The following is a 16,114-nucleotide window of genomic DNA, read 5'->3' as shown; positions in this document are numbered from 1 at the left end:
TTCTGCAATTTCGTGCCGCTCAAAGTTTTTGACTCGCTGCAAGCTTCTTAAGCAGCCGGAAACCTATGGCGAAGCCGCGTGGGATATTGGCCAGGAAATTCTGGTCAGGTGAATGTCGCGTCCATGTGCTTGACCGCCTTGTCAAAATACTGTGACACCCACGCAGCAACTCGTTCTCCCTCAACATCCGAGAGACTCGCTATGTTGCCATGGGAATGCTTGTTTGCTTCTGCCACCGCTGCCTCGAGAACCCAGGTTTGTCTTAGCTTTCCTTCTGCATACACTTCAAGCAAGCGAGTCGTCCTTTCCGGCGTTCCGGGCGACAAGGTCATGGATTCGGCCTGCGTTATCAGATCCTCCCGCCATTTGACCAGATGTTCACTTGCCTTCTGATCGTGCACCCATTCCTGAAGAAAGCCGGTCTTGAATTGCTCCATCAACGAGCCTTTTAGGGATTCGTATTTCAACTGCTGGCCCCTCATCTCGCCGTGCTTTTTGGCAGTGTTGGGAGACATGGTAAATTCACGACTCGCTTTCCTTGCCTTATCTCTCTCTTTGGTCACAGCAGTGTTGTAGGCCTTTTCAGCGCGCTTAGAATCGAAGTAAGCCTTTTTGAGCTCCTTAAGCTTATCAGGACCGATTTTTTCCTCGATGGCGCTGTGCAATTCCCTGATGCCCTCTTCGCTGGGGCAGTTCGGTCTGCCACCAAACGATTCCTTGATGTCGGCGCTTATTGCTTCGATTGTGATGGTCTTGCGCCTGTCGAGATTTTCAAGGTATTGATCCGGTGCGATAAAGCGAAGGGCGATGTTTTGCATGTTCTCCGCCGTCTTTTTAATCACCGATCTTGCATTAATGTAGGCTGTACGCGCTGCCGCGATTTGTTCCTCCGTCAGCCCCTCTTCCAGCAAGGTTCCTTTGGCTTTGTGCCAGAACGCTAGTTCCTTCTCCAGCGGATCGTAGCCATCAGTGGCTTTACTCACCTTGTTGTCAGCATGATGCAGTTCAAGCAGCCGTAAAAGCATGTCCGCGCCGCGTATCTGCAGTCGATCGTCCGGACAATTGTTCTTGAACTGTGCCTGTGTCGCTCGAGCCACGATCAGGATCCCCATCTTTTCCTCCGTGTCATCCTCCACGCCTTCTTTCATGTCATCTCGGTTTGAGGAGGAAACAAGCTTTTCCTCGGTTTTGCCAAGCGCCTTCGCCGTTGCCTGTTTGCGTTTCCCGTCCAAGGCCTCCTTGAGCTCCGCCAACGCGGCAGCATCAATGTCCTTGGTCATCAGTTCGTTGCAGAATTCCGGCACGCCTTCAAACGTCATGGCGGACAGCGGAAGGAGACTTGACGACCGGGAAGGAATGGAGAGCATCGATCTCGACTGCAGGAGGTGCGTGCTGAATGAAGGTAATCTGGTTTCAACCCTCTTGGGCATTTCCGGCACCAACGATACGGAGTTGCTACTGCCCGGAATCGCCTGCGACGATCCTTTTTTGCTCGAAAGGAACAGCAATGACGGCATCGATTTGTTGCGGAGGGACCGAAGGGAGTTTTTGGGCGGGGGATTCGAGAGATTTGCCGAGGACACGTTTTTATTGGCCTTGAACAACGGCGCACGCTTCTCCTGATCGAGGATCTGATAACGCCTGGACTCATCCATTGCCCTGCGCTGAGCCATCTCTTCTTTGGAGGAAGTGCTCTCATTGGGAGTGGCGGATGTCCCGCCATGAGTGGCAGGTTGGTTCCGAGACGTGTTCAGCAGTGGCGAAAGGTCACCCTCAGATCTCGAAATCACGCTCTTGATTCTGGCAAACATAAGATTTTCCTGGCAGATCATCTATTGGAATTCAACCCGCTGCCATCGTCCAATGACGATTAACGGGAATCAGCGAAGTAGTCACCTACATTACTAGCAAGCGAAGTATTGCTTCGCGGCAGTTGATCTTCGGTCAATGATGGGTGGCGGCAAGAGTCGATAAGTTCCCGACATATTCAGGAACGTGTTCATAATGCCGACAGCTCTAAATCGGATATGCGAATGAAGTGCGTGACTGGCAGATCCGATCACAGGGGATCCGCAGGCCGAGGGGTAATTCATCCGGAAATGAAGCGGTTTTGAAACTCGAAGAAGAGAACCGCCGCCCGAAGAAGACATATGCCGAAGAGCGATTGAAGGTCTAGATCATTGGAGTTCTGTCGATATCTCTTCCGTCCTGCGGACTTCATGGGATCGGTGTGTACCTTCATTTTTATTATGAGGCACACGACTTTCCGTAAATCTCACTGTATTTAGCGGGGCAGTTCCGGTTACGTAGGAATAAACGAGAAATCCGGCTTTGTACCGTTGGCAAGAGCTTTCTTCATTGATTGGATCTCCTGCGTTCGCGTCTTTGTGAGTTGAGCGATACACCACAACTCATCGTTGGCCTGCTTTTGGATTTGACTTGAGGTACTGAAGTCGCATTCGTGGCAAGACTCATCCGCAAATTTTTCACACTGGGTATCTCGGAAGTTAATCCATTTCCTTTGTTCCTGAACTAAGATGACTTTTTGTGTGCGATTCAATTTCTGAATGAGGTCTTTGTACTCGATATTCAGTTGGCGGTCCGCGTTTCTTAGCTTGCTTGTAAGGCGTGAATTTTCTGTACATGCGTAGGTCGTACATTCGTCCGCTAGCGAACCTCCTGCAATAAGAATTAATGAGAAGAAAATCGTAGTGCGAGGATGAAAATGAGTGCGATTAGGGAAGTTCATGCAAATTCACCGTTAGTAACTGTTTGTGTCGTAATAGTCTTCATCGAGAAAATTGAATTCGTTTTTTCTGAGTAAGGCAACACGGCGAGCTTCATCTACATCAAGGTGAACGCCGCCTAACGTAAGCTGGCCTTTCACGGTCGGTTTATAGCAATCAGAAATTGCTTTAAGTAATTCAAGTTCCTTCGCGTTTCTTTCGAATGGAATTTGAAAACCTAGACCTCGCCCAATGTCGACAAACGTAGATTCTTTTGTGCCGCGAACACGGCATGCTCCTACGAAGGCTAGAGCTCTGGCAGTTTGGATATTCATCTCTCTGCAATGAGGCAATGCCTTGTTGAAATAATCTTCTACAGCTTGTTCAAGTTGAACGTCCTGAAATTTAGAGCGTTTAACAAAATGATCGAAAAGGTGTCCAACGCACTTTCATCCCGAGTGTCGAGGAGAGTGCGATGGCACGCCAACTGGTTGATGATGAGCTATGGGAAATAGTCCAGTCGCTGCTGCCGGTCCAGCAGCGACGCACCACCCATCCTGGCCGCAAGCGGCTCGACGAGCGGCGCGTGCTGACTGGTATTCTGTTCGTACTGCAATCAGGCCTTCCCTGGGACATGCTGCCCCAGGAAATGGGATGCGGTTCGGGCATGACCTGCTGGCGCCGCGCAAGCGATTGGCAAAAGGCCGGCGTGTGGGAGAAGTTGCATCATATCCTTCTGGCGAAGCTGCGCAATGCAGACCGTCTCGATTTCTCCCGCGTGATCGCCGACAGCTCATCGGTGCGTGCCGTGCATGGGGGAAAAAGCTGGGCCCAACCCGACTGATCGGCGCAAGGCGGGCAGCAAGCACCACCTCGTCGTCGATGCCAACGGCACGCCACTGAATGTGATCCTGACTGGCGCGAACCCTCACGATTCGACACAGCTCACGCCGTTGCTCGACGGGGTTCCCGCCATCGCTGGGCGACGTGGCCGCCCTCTGCGCAAACCGAGGTGTGTGCAAGCCGACCGTGCCTACGATTGCGAGCGCTATCGTCTTATCCTGCAGCAGCGTGGCATTCATCCTCAACTCGCCAAGCGCTGTACCGGACATGGCAGCCATCTTGGCGTGACGCGCTGGGTGGTCGAACGCACTTTCGCCTGGCTGCATCGGTTTCGACGCTTGCGTGTGCGTTATGAAAGACGAGCAGATATGCATGAAGGTTTTCTCAGATTGGGCTGCGCCGTCATCTGCTGGCGAACGTTACGCAAAGCCTGGCACGATCCGTTTCCATTTCCATTTTGATAGACGCTCTTAGTATGTGTTTTTTCGTTGATCGACTCGAAGATGCCGAATCGTTCACCGGTGGTTTGATGCAACAGAATTGACTCGTTCAGCGTGCCATACAGCATTCGATGGGCTTCGTCGTAGTCATCAAGCGTTTCTTTTGTTCTGTTTCGCCAATCAAGTTTTTCCTCAATGTCCTTACGGATTCTGGCGTCTTCAACCAGGCGTTCTCTTTTCGAGTAGACGTTTTGTGGCTGAGGGTTTTGCGCTGATGCGAATGAGGCCGCGCTACTCAATACAGCGGCCGCGAAAATAAAAAGATTTCTTGGGAGTGCACATGCGTTCCGTAAGCAGTAGTGGTTAGCGAACGTGCCCTCTTCAGTAGGGCGGCCAACTTGTCACAAAAGCCGGCAGATCATATTCCGACGTAACAGGAAGCTTCGTCACTGGAATAGGAAAAGAAGCCCCAAATCCATGCATGACTTGGCATGCCAAGTGACGATAGATTTCATGTCATCAATACGTCAGCTATTCCCAACGCTTAATGTAAGTTCGAGCGCCCGATTTATCGTCATAGTCTAAATAGATCACTCCGCTCGTCGAGCCGACATCGTTGCTGCTGTATCCTATTCCATATGAAACGGAAGTAGATTTGATGAGGGGCTGATGAGCCTCTAAGTCAATGACGCATGACGCGGAAGGTTCAACGTCCTTCCTCAGGCAATTCGTCCGCTTTAACTTAATCTTCTTGGAATTTTCCGGAATGTCAGTGGAGAAACTTGTTATCCTTAAAGCACGGTCTCCAACATTCTTAATCGCTATGCTTAGCAACGGTGTATTTCCCAAAAAGAAACTCTTTGCTTCATTCTTGTCGAAATTTATTGTTGATCCAGGGCCGTGAATAATTCCTGTAACTGATGTGCTAAACGTCGTGGTAGCCAACGGCGGATAGCCGTTAATACCCGGACCATCAAAGTTTAGTGAAAATTGCTCGTCAAATTTTCCTGGGCCTAAATTTTTGGGGGCGACCATCCAATTGATTTTGTACTGCCTGGTTTTGGCACAAGTGGCATGGGCCTCTGATAAGTTGATTGTCAATGTATCACTCGAACTCACAGATACGGTCAAGTTGGCGGGACTCAAAATTAAGACAGATTCTTCCAGCGATGAGATTTCATTCTGATTTTGTTGTGACTGGAGATCCCCTAAATCAATTGAACGTTTTTCGCTCCATAACTTCCCTTGATGAAATAGGTAAGCGGACGGCATTTTTTTTTCTGTAATGGTCTTGCAAATAGAGTTTGGTATTGAGATATCTTTTGCATGAAGTGCAGAAGAAAATGAAAAAAGATAGATAAACCAGAAAGCGATTTTTCCAATACGGCTCATTTCATACACTCCTGCACATACTGATCAAAAAGAATTTTCAGATCGCCCATCTTCATCTGGGAATCTCTTCCACCTGGAAGACAGGACCACTCATTTGATAATCCCGTTTTATTAATCGCCTCTTCTATCCGACCTTCCATGATGTAGCCAAGCGCGCTGCGTCGTGGGTGGGGCATACTGCTATACGGCCTTCGATGGAGAAGAAGAATTGAAATTCTGTCCTGCATCGACGGGCTGAAATCCTTCGGCCAGCCAATCATCTTCTTTGTAACTTCTTCCCATGTCTGGAGCTTGATTTGATACGCGCCTGCGGGTTTGTTCTTTTTCTCTTCCGCATAAGGATGCGTACTAAAGTCGTTGAACGTTATATGTGACGGCCTTTCAGAGGGCGAATATCGGAGGGCGTGATATGGATCCTTGAAACCTTTTGCCTCGTGCTCCCGCAAAATTCGCAAAAATGCTTGTACGCGAACCAGTGCCAGGGTATCGCTGAACTTCCGAAATACCCCTGTGACTCGATAACGTTTGGTTGATTTTGCTGGCCCGCCTAGGGATGGAATAGCGGGCCACACGAAATCACTGATAAATCCATGATAGGTGCGAATGTCAACATGCCCGGGCGGATCCAGCTCTACTGGATCTACCTGCTCATAAACGATTACGTCCCCCGGTAAGGTATACATTAAATCCGGCTGCATGTATTTGACTTCTTTTTTTCTTACCGGTACAGCCGAACTTGTCTTCTCAGCTGTCTCGATTTCTTTTGCCGTCAACAGCTTCTTTTGTTTCTCTCCATCTCTCTGCGGAGTTTTAAGAGCAGCTGCATTTTTAAGGCATTGTTCAGCCTGCGGCCAATCAGTAGGAGAGAGCGCATCCTCATAGGTTATTTCAACTTGTGGAAGCGTGCTACTGACATCAGAAAATCCGTACTTCAGCCAATCTTTGCCAGACGTTTTTGCTTGGCCTTCCCATCCCGGGCCGTTGGTATAGCCTGCTTTGAATAGTGCGACTTTGACATACACCTGGCAAAGCCCTTTCGGTCTGTTTGGGTCTTTATTTTCAAATGTCGGTTCATTGGTCTTGGCGTATGCATTGATTACATTGACCGTTGTGCCGCCTTTGCCTCTATAGGGTGAATAATCGAGTTTCACCTGATGCTCTACAAAATCAATCAATTTCTGCAGCCGGTCCAATTCTTTACCAGAGAGTGGATTAGTCGGGAATATGACTGGGCGCAAAACCAGAGGATTTATTTTTGAGTGCCCTTGTGCTGACTTGCCTGGCTTGGCGATTTGCGAGCCATCTGTAGCCTGTTTATTTGCCTCTCGTGATGCCGCTGAATTTCTGGAAGATGTTTTGCGGGGTGGATGCAGAACCGAATGCTCAAAGTCGCGCCAGCTCCAGAAGTTAAATACGGCAAGAATTTTCCGTTTCAGCCAATCCAGCGTCATGTCTTCCACATTTGCTTGTGGATGTCCTGCCGAATCGCGCCCAAGGGTGATGTTCGGCTTGTTCTGTTGGCTGTTCCGGGTCGTTGCGATTTTTTGAACAGGCGACGTAGCGGTTTTACTTTCTCCATGGGAAGGAGATGGTGCGACGTCTATACCTTGCGAAGGTGTAGCCGGCAACCTTGCGGATGAGGCGGACACGCCGTCTTTCTTTTGTTCTCCAGATTCCTCTGGAGCAGGAGGTCTTTTCTGCTCCGCGTCACCGGGCTCTCCTACGTGCTCTTCTGTGTCCAGTATGTACTTAAGTTTCGGGCTGCATATCGCATAGCTGGAGTCGCCGGGATGAGCGTAGATCGAGCCGATGTTTTTGAAATCTTTTGTATGTTCTCTAAATACAAAGATTTGCACTTCGCTGCCGGGAATGATTTCAGTTAACGTGACGGTGTGGCACGCATTGCTGGTTATGCCGGTTTTTATGGTTTTGCCGTCGGCTACGAATTTATATTTCAAACCTTCAATTGGGTCGAATGCAAAATCCCTGAAGCCTACGAAAATCGTCGCGACATTGGTGTCGGAGCCTGCTTCATTTTCAGGCGATGAATCCTGGTTGGTTGCAATACTGGCGACGTTGTCTGTCCTAGTGTTCGACGTTTCTGTGTCCGCGCGCTCGGCCGTCGGTGCGGACTGCTCGACGTCCGCCGCATGCTGTGCCGACGTATCCGATTTAATCTCATTCTCTAAAACAAGGTCGCCTGTGTCATTCGGATTCACATCGTCGAGAGAGGTATTTTTTGTTAGAGAAGTATCTGTAACGAGGTCGGTTTTTTCCATTGCGTTTCCTTAGCTGTGATCACGATCCCCGAAAATTTGCCAGTGACCGTCGCCGATCCAAACCGTCAGCTGTTCGTTCCTGTTGGTAATAACACGTTGCGTGGTGCCTTTTTCATCAAGTCTTCCCGCTCCTAGCAATTTTCCGTGCTGACTGCGTATCTCATATGGAACTCGTTCGAGGACCTCGTCTTCTCCCGGCGCGAAGCCGATTACATGCGAAACATTGAGCCTTTGGCTGAAACTGTTCTCAGTGGCCAGTTTCGGTAAAGGTGGCAGGTCTCGATGTAGTTTTGTCGGCCCGGTAAAACTCTTGCTCGCACTCTTAATCGACACCGTCCCCGGACAGGCAAACGTGATGTTCCGTCCCTCGATGGTCAAACTCGCACCGCCCTCCGTGCACAGCGTGATGCTCTGCGCCGCCGCGAATTCGACATGGCTGTTCACGCTCGCGAGCTTCACCGCTTCCTTTGCCGCGAACGTCAACTCGCTGCTTTGCGCCTGGAACTCAACATCGTCCTGCGCGGCAATCAGCTTGATACCGGCATGGTCGTCCCCCGCACTCACTGCGCCGGCCAGGAGACCAATGGCTTGTCCGCTGTGCAGCGACAAGGCCTCGCCCACTGCGAGGTGCGTATCGCGCCCGCTTGCGAAATGCGCGACTTCTCCTGATGCGATATGCAATCCTTCCGAGGCTGTGACGCCAATGCCGGCCTGCGCGGTGACGATGACCATGGGCGCGTGCATGTGCGGGATCTTTTCGCCGTGCCCGTCGATGCTGCCGTCCTGCGCGTCGACCATGCCGGAGATCGCCTTGAGCATGGCGTCGATGGGGGTTTGTGTGTCGTCGAGCCGGCTCTGGCTTTTTGCGCCGTTGTGCGCATGGCCTTTGACGAGGATGAATTGCACGGTTTGATGCGTGGCGGCGGCGCGGTTGAAGTTCTCGGCAAAACCTTTGACCTGTTTCAGCAGGGCGATGCCGGGCGTGTTCTCTCCTGCCGGCTCCGGCTGGCCGTCGGGCCTGCCGCCGAGATAGGTGCTGAGGAGGATGCCTTTGCCGGCGCGGATGGCGCCGTAGGCATCGGTGCGCAATTCCCAGCCGGTGCCGCGGAAGCTGCCGCGATAGTTGTCGGCCTGGTGGATCAGATGGCCGAGGTTCAGTTGCGTGGCGGCGGCGTCGGTGGCTAATTGCGTGCGCAGGCGGCCGGTGCTGTCATCGAAGGCGAGCTGATTGGACTGGCGGGTGTAGCCGTCGACGCCGAGAGCGACGGATTTGAAGCCCGAGAGATAGCCGGCATGGCGGTGTTCGGCGGCAGCACCATGCCAGGCGGGCGAGTTGCCGTCGGCGTTCTTGTTGTCTTGGCCGGCGCGCGCATGGTCGCCGGCTCGCGCGAAGACGCTCGCGTCGTCTTGTCCCTGGCCGTTGTAGAGCACGCCGGCGACGACCGGGCGGTCGATGTCGTTGTCGAGGAATTTCAACAGCACTTCCTGGCCGATACGCGGGATGAATTGTGCGCCGTAGCCGGGGCCGGCGTGCAGTTGCAGCACACGTACCCAGCAGGTGTTGCTTTCTTCCTGCTGCCAGTGATAGCGGATGCGAATGCGGCCAAGATGATCAGTGTGGACCGTGCCGGCATTGGCGGTGCTGCCGTCTGGGCCGACGACGATGGCGGTCTGGCTGCCGTATGCAGTCGGCTTCGGGTTGAGATGTGTGCCCGTGCCGTCATGCAGCGTCGGGCGCCAGGGGATGTCGGCGCGGATGGCGGTGAAGCGGTTGGCGTAGCCGGTCGCGGTAGCCGCGTTGCGCAGCGTGTGCCAGTCGTCGCTGTCGTCTTCGACCAGGGGGCGGAGGCGCGTGGCGAGTGTCGCAGTGAGATCGGCGGGCAGGTTGTTGATGCCGGCGTGCTGCACCGCCAGCAGCGCGAAGCGGCGCTGCACCTGGGGCGCGCCGAGGTCGGCCAGCTCATCGAGCGGTGAAGCGGTCAGGGTGAAGACGCTGCCGGGGCGGAAGCTGCGGACTGCACCCTCGCCGGTCCATTGCTTGAAGCGGGCATCGGCGGCTTCGCGCAGGATGCGCGCGGTGCGCTCGGCTTCGTCGAGATTGGCAAAGGCGTAGGTGCCGGACCAGTCGTAGCTTTCGATGCGTGGCGCTTGTTCGCCGCCGAATGCGTGGGCGGTGGGCAACGCTGTGGCGGTTACGCGTTTGGCCTGGTAATCCCAGCTGCCAATGGTGGTTGTGGCCGCTTGCAGCCGGCGATGTGGGGAGAATGCCTGGATCGTGTCGTACTGCTCGATGGAGGCATTGCGATGGAAGCGGATGCCGCCTTGTGCTGCGGCGCTCGGATCGTCGGCGAAGGCCGTGGAATCGGCAAACAGGACCAGGCGCTGCTGCGACACGTCCATGTTGTCGGCCGGAGTTTCCTCAAAATAAAAACCGATGCCTTCCTCGGCCAGGATGCGCGACAGGAAAGCATAGTCGGATTCGCGATACTGGCAGCAATAACTGCGCGGGCGCAAGTCGGCGAGAAATGCTTCCGCGTCGGGCGTCATGCTCCAGTTGCTATACGGGCGGTAGGCGGCGAGCACGGCATCGATGAGTTCGGGCAGCGTCACATCCTGGAACACGCGCGAGCGGCGCTGGTGTTGCGCGAGCGCCAGCCATGGCATCAGTGTCAGGCGGTAGCGGGCGAGCCCGCCATCAGTACCAGGTTGTGCGATGGCTGTGATGTAGCCGGAACGAGGATGGCGGCTGCCGTCTGCGAGGCGGGTGTGCAGCACGGCTTGCTTGCCGAGCAGGGACTTGAGTTCAATGTGGGTGTCGGTGGCGAGGCAATCAACGTGGACCTCATACAGCGTCGACAATGCCTCCCTGCCGACGAAGCTTTCCACCAGCAAGACGTCCTTGCCCAAGGGCGTGTCGATGGCATACAGACGGGTGTCGGAAGTGAAGGCGGCCAGCGTGGCGTGGAGCAGGCTGGCGCCGTGCGACAGATCGGACATGGGACACCTCGGAGAGCCAGAGGGCAGGATTCAGGGGTATTGATTAAAACATAATAATTATCTGAATGGCAACTAAATGGGCAATAGCATGCGCGCCGCTTAGTATCGGCGGTGAGCCTTGTTGTCGGAGTGATTGAAATGGATCCGGCCCGAGCGTATCAGGCCGAATCCGGGGCACTTGCGTGTGGCGTCAGGCTGCTTCCAGCAGGCAGAAGCCGCACACATCGAGTGACGCGGTACGCCTGCCGGCTGTCGCATTTCGGCTTAGCACAACGCTGTTGAACGTTGGCACCGGCACCTGTTTTTCCGTCACGTCCATGTTGAACAGGCATACCAGTTCGCGGCCCTCCTGCTGCCGCGAAAAGGCAAGCACGCCTTCCGGCGCATCGATCAGGCGCAAGCTTCCATGGTCCAGTTCCGGACGTGCCTTGCGCAGCGCGATCATCTCGCGCGCAAAATTCAGCACGGAGTGCGGTCGCATTTCCTGGCTGTTGATGTTCAGTTCCCGATGGATTTCGTCCAGCGGCAGCCATGGCTCCACTTCACTGAATCCGCCGTGCACATGATTGGTCCAGGGCATCGGCGTGCGGCAGCCGTCGCGGCCCTTGAACTTCGGCCAGAAGTTCTTGCCGAACGGATCCTGCAGACGCTCGAAGGGCACCTCGGCTTCAGGCAAGCCAAGCTCTTCGCCCTGATAGAGGCAGATGTCGCCGTGCATGGTGAACAGCAGCGCCAGCATTTCCTTTGTGAATTGCTCGCGGTCACGGCCGTTCAGCCAGCGGGTCGCGACGCGCGGCTTGTCGTGGTTGCTCATCGCATAGCAGGCGTTGGCCGGCGGCCTGATGTGTTCTTCCAGTGTGGCGATGACGTTGCGCACGTAGGCCGCGCTGCTTTCCGGACGCATCATCGCGAAGCTGTAGGCGGAATGCAGGCGCGTTGCGCCGGTGTATTCGCCCATCAACTTGAGCGCGTCATGTCCGCCGACTTCCGCGAGGCTGAATGCGCCGTATTCGTCGAGCAGGCTGCGGATCCGTTCAAGGAAAGGCAGCATCTCGGGCTGCGCCTGGTCATACACGTGCACCTGATACCCATAGGGATGCAGCGCAGCGGCGTTGTCTTGCCTGGGCGGATTGCTGCGCAGTTGCAGGTCCTGGAAGATGTGGTTGCAGGCATCGAAGCGGAATCCCGACACGCCCATCTCCAGCCAGAAACGCATCTCGGCCAGCACCTGGTCCTGCACATCAAGGCTGTGCATGTTCAGGTCGGGCTGCTCCGGCAGGAAGGAGTGGAAATAGTACTGGCGACGGCCGGCATCCCATTGCCATGCGGGACCGCCGAACACCGATACCCAGTTGTTGGGTGCGGTGCCGTCCGGCTTCGGATCGGCCCACAGGTACCAGTCGGACTTGTTGCCCTCCTTTGCACGGCTGGCGACGAACCACGGATGTTCCTCGGAAGTATGCGAGATCACCATGTCGACGATGATGCCGAGATCCAGCGCCTTCGCGCTGCGCAGCAACTTCTTGAAATCGTCCATCGTGCCGAAGATCGGATCGACCTCGCGATAGTCCGCCACGTCGTAGCCGAAGTCCTTCATCGGCGACTTGAAGAACGGGCTGATCCAGATGGCATCGACGCCGAGGCTCTTGATGTAGGAGAGCTTTTTCTCAATGCCCGCCAGGTCGCCGATGCCATCGTTGTTCGCATCGAAGAAGCTGCGCGGGTAAACCTGATAAATGATCATTGACTGTCTCGCAAAACGAAATCGTTCCGGCAGTGCGCGCTCGGTGCGACGCTACCTTTGCAACGACAGTGTTGCGGTTGCCTGATGGAATTGTGAAGCAACATAGACTGGAAATGCGTGCGTTTGTTCCTGCGCAGCAACGGACTTGCGCGAACGACACTGCAGCGCGTGCAACGCTTCGCATGATCTTGCGATTTCTGCATATCGTCTTGAGAACAAATTGCCGGTCTGGATGCTCTATTTGGAAAGACGCGGCGCGTCGCCCATAACATCCGACTAACACTCGAATAACACCCGAACAACACCCAATACGAAATAATCGGCCCCCTGCTTGCCACGGCTGTTTTCACCTTGAGCGAACCGGTTCATGACGACTGTTCCATCGACGCCTTTCCTGCCCAGAATCTATTGCCTTCCCCCGCAGCTTGCCGGTCCGGCATCCGGACTCGAAAAACACCTGGACCGATGCATCGCGATGGGATTCGACCATGTGCTTGTTCCCATGCATGCCCTGCATCGCCGCGCGGGAAGCGACAGCATTCACCTGCCCGACGACACCGTTGCCGAGCTGGCGCGTCTGTGCGTGCGCAAGAAGCTGCGTCTGCTGCTCGACCTCGACATCGCAGCGATCGGTACCGATGATTCCATCGCGGAAAGCCATCCTGACTGGTTCTCCAGCGGCGACTTCGACGACCTGCCCGATCCGCGCTGGCCGGTACCGCAGCAACGCGCACGCGCACTGGGCTTCACGCAGCCGGACATCGCCGCTGCCATCGCCGGCTACTGGCAGCAGCGCATGCAGCCGTGGCTGCAAGCCGGCGTGACAGGTTTTCGCTGCGTCGAGGTCGCGGCCGTGCCGCCATCCTTCTGGCAACGGTTCATCGGCACGGTGAAGACGGCACACGCGGCCGCATGCTTTCTCGCATGGACGCCCGGCTGCACGCCACAGCAGCTGCAGGCGCTGGCGGGATGCGGATTCGACGCGACCTTTTCCTCCTCGGCATGGTGGGACTACCGCACGCACTGGATGACGGAAGAATATGCGCGGCTGAACATGGTCGCGCCACCGGTCACCTTTCCCGACAGCCCGGACGAACCGGTGATCGCACGCGCGGCCGGCTACGACGATATGGCCTTACGGCGTCCGCTGCACCTGCGCGCGCTCGGGCTGGCGGCGGCCATCGGCAACGGCATCCTCATGCCGATGGGTTTCGAGTACGGCATTGCTTCGCCGGCCGGCGCGGCAGCGGAAGACTTGTCCCTGCCGGAAACGCTGGAGGCACGGGCGGTGTTCGACATCAGCGAAGACGTCAGGCGTGTGAATGATTTCATCGCGGCCGGCATGGGCACCTTCTACGCGGCGCGGCTGCACATGCTGAGCGGCGAGGATTCCGGCCTCGCGGTGCTCATGCGCAGTACCGTGCAGCGGCCCGATGCCGGCGGCAAGGCGCTGTTGATTGTTGCCAATGCCGATGCCTCGCAGGCCTGCAGTGTCAGCGAAAACCAGTTGCTGGAGCGCGCGGAAGGTTACGTTCCCTACGAGCGCATCTGGCCCGTGATCGCTGAGCCACTGCAACCACTGCAGCCGCTGGCGCTGCCGCCTGCGGGTCTGCAGATCTTCAGCACGCGCCGCCTGCCGCCCATCCTGCTGCCCTTGCCGGAAGGCGAGCAACCGGTCAGTGCAGCGGCACGCGCGCCGCGCATCGCCATCGAAGCCGTCACGCCCTCGGTGGACGAGGGCCGCTTCCCGATCAAGCGCATCCTCGGTGACGTGGTGCATGTCGAAGCCGACGTATTCGTCGACGGCCATGAAAAGCTCGCGGTGTACCTCCTGTGGCGCGCGGCCGACGAAGCGGACTGGCATGAAGTCCGCATGCATCCGCTCGGCAACGACCGCTGGTGCGCCGCGCTGCCGATGACGCGCATCGGCCGCACCATGTTCACCGTCGAGGCATGGAAGGATGCCTTCGCGACTTATCGCGACGAGCTGGAAAAGAAGAGCACTGCCGGCCTGAACGTCGGCCTCGAACTGGAAGAGGGACGGCTGATGGTCGAGGCGGCGGCGCGCTCCGCGGACCGGCGGCGTATCACGCAGGCGGCGGCGCCGCTCAAGGCGCTGGCGAAAAACCTGAAGGAGCTGGGCGCCGGCGACAATGCCGGCGCGCGCGATCATGAACGCATCGCCGCGCTGCTGTCGGAGCCTACCGCCGAAGCGATGCGGCTTGCCGATACGCGTCCCTTTGCGGTGCGCCGCGAGCCGCCGCTGCGCATCGACGTCGATCGTGCGGCGGCGCGCTTCTCCAGCTGGTATGAACTGTTCCCGCGCTCGCAGAGCGGCGACCCGGCGCGGCACGGCAGCTTCGCCGACGTGATCCGGCGCCTGCCCGAGATCCAGGCGATGGGCTTCGATACGCTCTACTTCCCGCCCATTCATCCGATCGGGCGCAAGCACCGCAAGGGACGCAACAACACCCTCACGCCGGGGCCGGACGATCCCGGCAGCCCGTATGCGATCGGCGCCGAGGAAGGCGGGCATGATGCGATCCATCCGCAGCTCGGCACGCTGGACGATTTCCGCCGCCTGCGCGACGAAGCGGCGCGGCACGGCATGGAGCTGGCGCTCGATTTCGCGATCCAGTGCTCGCCCGATCACCCCTGGCTGAAGGAACATCCCGAGTGGTTCGCCTGGCGGCCTGACGGCACGATCCGCTACGCCGAGAACCCGCCCAAAAAATACCAGGACATCGTCAACGTCGACTTCTACGCAAAGGGCGCGTTGCCCGGCCTGTGGGCCGCACTGCGCGACGTGGTGCTGTTCTGGGTGAACGAAGGCGTACGCACTTTTCGCGTCGACAACCCGCACACCAAGCCGCTGCCGTTCTGGGAGTGGCTGATCGCCGATATCCGTGGACGCCACCCTGACACGATCTTCCTGTCCGAAGCCTTCACGCGACCGAAGATGATGTATCGCCTCGCCAAGGTCGGCTTCGCGCAGTCCTACACCTATTTCACCTGGCGCCACTCGAAGACCGAGTTCACGGAGTACCTGACCGAGCTGACGACCACCAAAGTGCGCGAATTCTTCCGCCCGCATTTCTTCGTCAACACGCCGGACATCAACCCGTATTTCCTGCAACGCTCCGGCCGCCCCGGCTTCCTCATCCGCGCCGCGCTGGCGACGACGCTGTCGGGACTGTGGGGCATGTACAGCGGCTTCGAATTGTGCGAGGCGACGCCGATCCCGGGCAAGGAAGAGTATCTCGACTCCGAGAAGTTCGAGATCCGCGCCTGGGACTGGCAGCGTCCGGGCAATATCGTGCGCGAGATCAGCGCGCTCAACCGCATCCGCAGCGAGAACCCTGCATTGCAGTCGCACCTCGGTATCCGCTTCCTGCACGCGTCGGACGACAACATCCTGTATTTCGTCAAATCAACGGAGCCGGCCGGCAGCGGCAGGCACTTCGGCGACAACATCGTGCTGGTGGCGATCAACCTCGATCCGTTCGCAGCGCACGAGGCCACGATCGAGCTGCCGTTCCGGGAACTTGGCTTGCCCGACGGCGCCGCGCTCGACGTGGACGACCTGCTGAGCGGGCAGCGCCTGGCATGGCACGGGAAGTTCCAGCAACTCCGGCTGGATCCGTCAGTCAGTCCATACGCCATCTGGCGCGTTCGACACAAGGGGATGTAAGC

At 56.7% G+C, this 16,114-nt stretch carries 9 protein-coding genes; 2 read left to right on the top strand and 7 right to left on the bottom strand.

Translation table 11 applies throughout. The features are described from left to right. Nucleotides 1-104 precede the first annotated feature (104 nt). The 3 genes from VJ698_RS19320 to VJ698_RS19310 all read right to left on the bottom strand — a co-directional run bounded on the left by VJ698_RS19320 (nt 105) and on the right by VJ698_RS19310 (nt 3,061). Nucleotides 105-1,811, bottom strand: a complete 1,707-nt coding sequence (locus tag VJ698_RS19320; RefSeq protein ID WP_324104433.1) for a hypothetical protein — start codon at nt 1,809-1,811, stop codon at nt 105-107. Nucleotides 1,812-2,302: 491 nt separating this feature from the next. Further along, nucleotides 2,303-2,749: a lysozyme inhibitor LprI family protein gene (locus VJ698_RS19315; RefSeq protein ID WP_324104432.1), complete on the bottom strand. Its 447-nt coding sequence runs from the start codon at nt 2,747-2,749 to the stop codon at nt 2,303-2,305. 12 nt (nt 2,750-2,761) lie between these two features. Beyond that, nucleotides 2,762-3,061 carry a hypothetical protein gene (locus tag VJ698_RS19310; RefSeq protein ID WP_324104431.1) on the bottom strand — a complete coding sequence of 100 codons (300 nt, stop codon included), beginning with the start codon at nt 3,059-3,061 and terminating at the stop codon, nt 2,762-2,764. Nucleotides 3,062-3,201: 140 nt separating this feature from the next. Between VJ698_RS19310 and VJ698_RS19305 the strand changes: the two genes are divergently transcribed. Then, nucleotides 3,202-4,030, top strand: a protein-coding gene (locus VJ698_RS19305) for an IS5 family transposase (RefSeq protein ID WP_414691185.1) whose coding sequence is annotated in 2 segments (ribosomal slippage) — nt 3,202-3,539 and nt 3,538-4,030 — 831 coding nt in all. Because the reading frame shifts where the segments join, the coding sequence is not laid out codon by codon here. 510 nt (nt 4,031-4,540) lie between these two features. On the opposite strand, the gene VJ698_RS19300 is transcribed toward VJ698_RS19305, so the two are convergent. The 4 genes from VJ698_RS19300 to VJ698_RS19285 all read right to left on the bottom strand — a co-directional run bounded on the left by VJ698_RS19300 (nt 4,541) and on the right by VJ698_RS19285 (nt 12,421). Next, nucleotides 4,541-5,401: a hypothetical protein gene (locus tag VJ698_RS19300; RefSeq protein ID WP_324104429.1), complete on the bottom strand. Its 861-nt coding sequence runs from the start codon at nt 5,399-5,401 to the stop codon at nt 4,541-4,543. Further along, the gene (locus tag VJ698_RS19295) at nt 5,398-7,680 is read right to left on the bottom strand and encodes a hypothetical protein (protein ID WP_324104428.1); all 2,283 of its coding nucleotides are present in this window, start codon (nt 7,678-7,680) and stop codon (nt 5,398-5,400) included. The genes VJ698_RS19300 and VJ698_RS19295 overlap by 4 nt, the downstream gene beginning before the upstream one ends. 9 nt (nt 7,681-7,689) lie before the next feature. Continuing rightward, nucleotides 7,690-10,677 (bottom strand): type VI secretion system Vgr family protein, encoded by a 2,988-nt coding sequence (locus VJ698_RS19290; RefSeq protein ID WP_324104427.1) that lies wholly within the window; start codon nt 10,675-10,677, stop codon nt 7,690-7,692. Between the two features lie 190 nt (nt 10,678-10,867). Then, the gene (locus tag VJ698_RS19285) at nt 10,868-12,421 is read right to left on the bottom strand and encodes an alpha-glucosidase (RefSeq protein WP_324104426.1); all 1,554 of its coding nucleotides are present in this window, start codon (nt 12,419-12,421) and stop codon (nt 10,868-10,870) included. A 367-nt stretch (nt 12,422-12,788) separates the two neighbouring features. Here VJ698_RS19285 and VJ698_RS19280 point away from each other — a divergent pair, with 367 nt between their 5' ends. Next, nucleotides 12,789-16,112, top strand: a complete 3,324-nt coding sequence (locus VJ698_RS19280; protein WP_324104425.1) for a maltotransferase domain-containing protein — start codon at nt 12,789-12,791, stop codon at nt 16,110-16,112. Nucleotides 16,113-16,114 lie beyond the last annotated feature (2 nt).

The sequence above is a fragment of the Noviherbaspirillum sp. genome, from assembly GCF_035254685.1.
Taxonomy (GTDB): domain Bacteria; phylum Pseudomonadota; class Gammaproteobacteria; order Burkholderiales; family Burkholderiaceae_D; genus Noviherbaspirillum.
Note: the sequence above shows the minus strand (reverse complement) of the source record. Positions and strands in the feature narration are given on the sequence as shown.

Coding starts and splice junctions, on each gene's coding strand:
- VJ698_RS19295 (WP_324104428.1), bottom strand. CDS start 7,680: ATGGAAAAAACCGACCTCGTTACAGATACTTCTCTAACAAAAAATACC.
- VJ698_RS19290 (WP_324104427.1), bottom strand. CDS start 10,677: ATGTCCGATCTGTCGCACGGCGCCAGCCTGCTCCACGCCACGCTGGCC.
- VJ698_RS19280 (WP_324104425.1), top strand. CDS start 12,789: ATGACGACTGTTCCATCGACGCCTTTCCTGCCCAGAATCTATTGCCTT.
- VJ698_RS19320 (WP_324104433.1), bottom strand. CDS start 1,811: ATGTTTGCCAGAATCAAGAGCGTGATTTCGAGATCTGAGGGTGACCTT.
- VJ698_RS19315 (WP_324104432.1), bottom strand. CDS start 2,749: ATGAACTTCCCTAATCGCACTCATTTTCATCCTCGCACTACGATTTTC.
- VJ698_RS19310 (WP_324104431.1), bottom strand. CDS start 3,061: ATGAATATCCAAACTGCCAGAGCTCTAGCCTTCGTAGGAGCATGCCGT.
- VJ698_RS19300 (WP_324104429.1), bottom strand. CDS start 5,401: ATGAGCCGTATTGGAAAAATCGCTTTCTGGTTTATCTATCTTTTTTCA.
- VJ698_RS19285 (WP_324104426.1), bottom strand. CDS start 12,421: ATGATCATTTATCAGGTTTACCCGCGCAGCTTCTTCGATGCGAACAAC.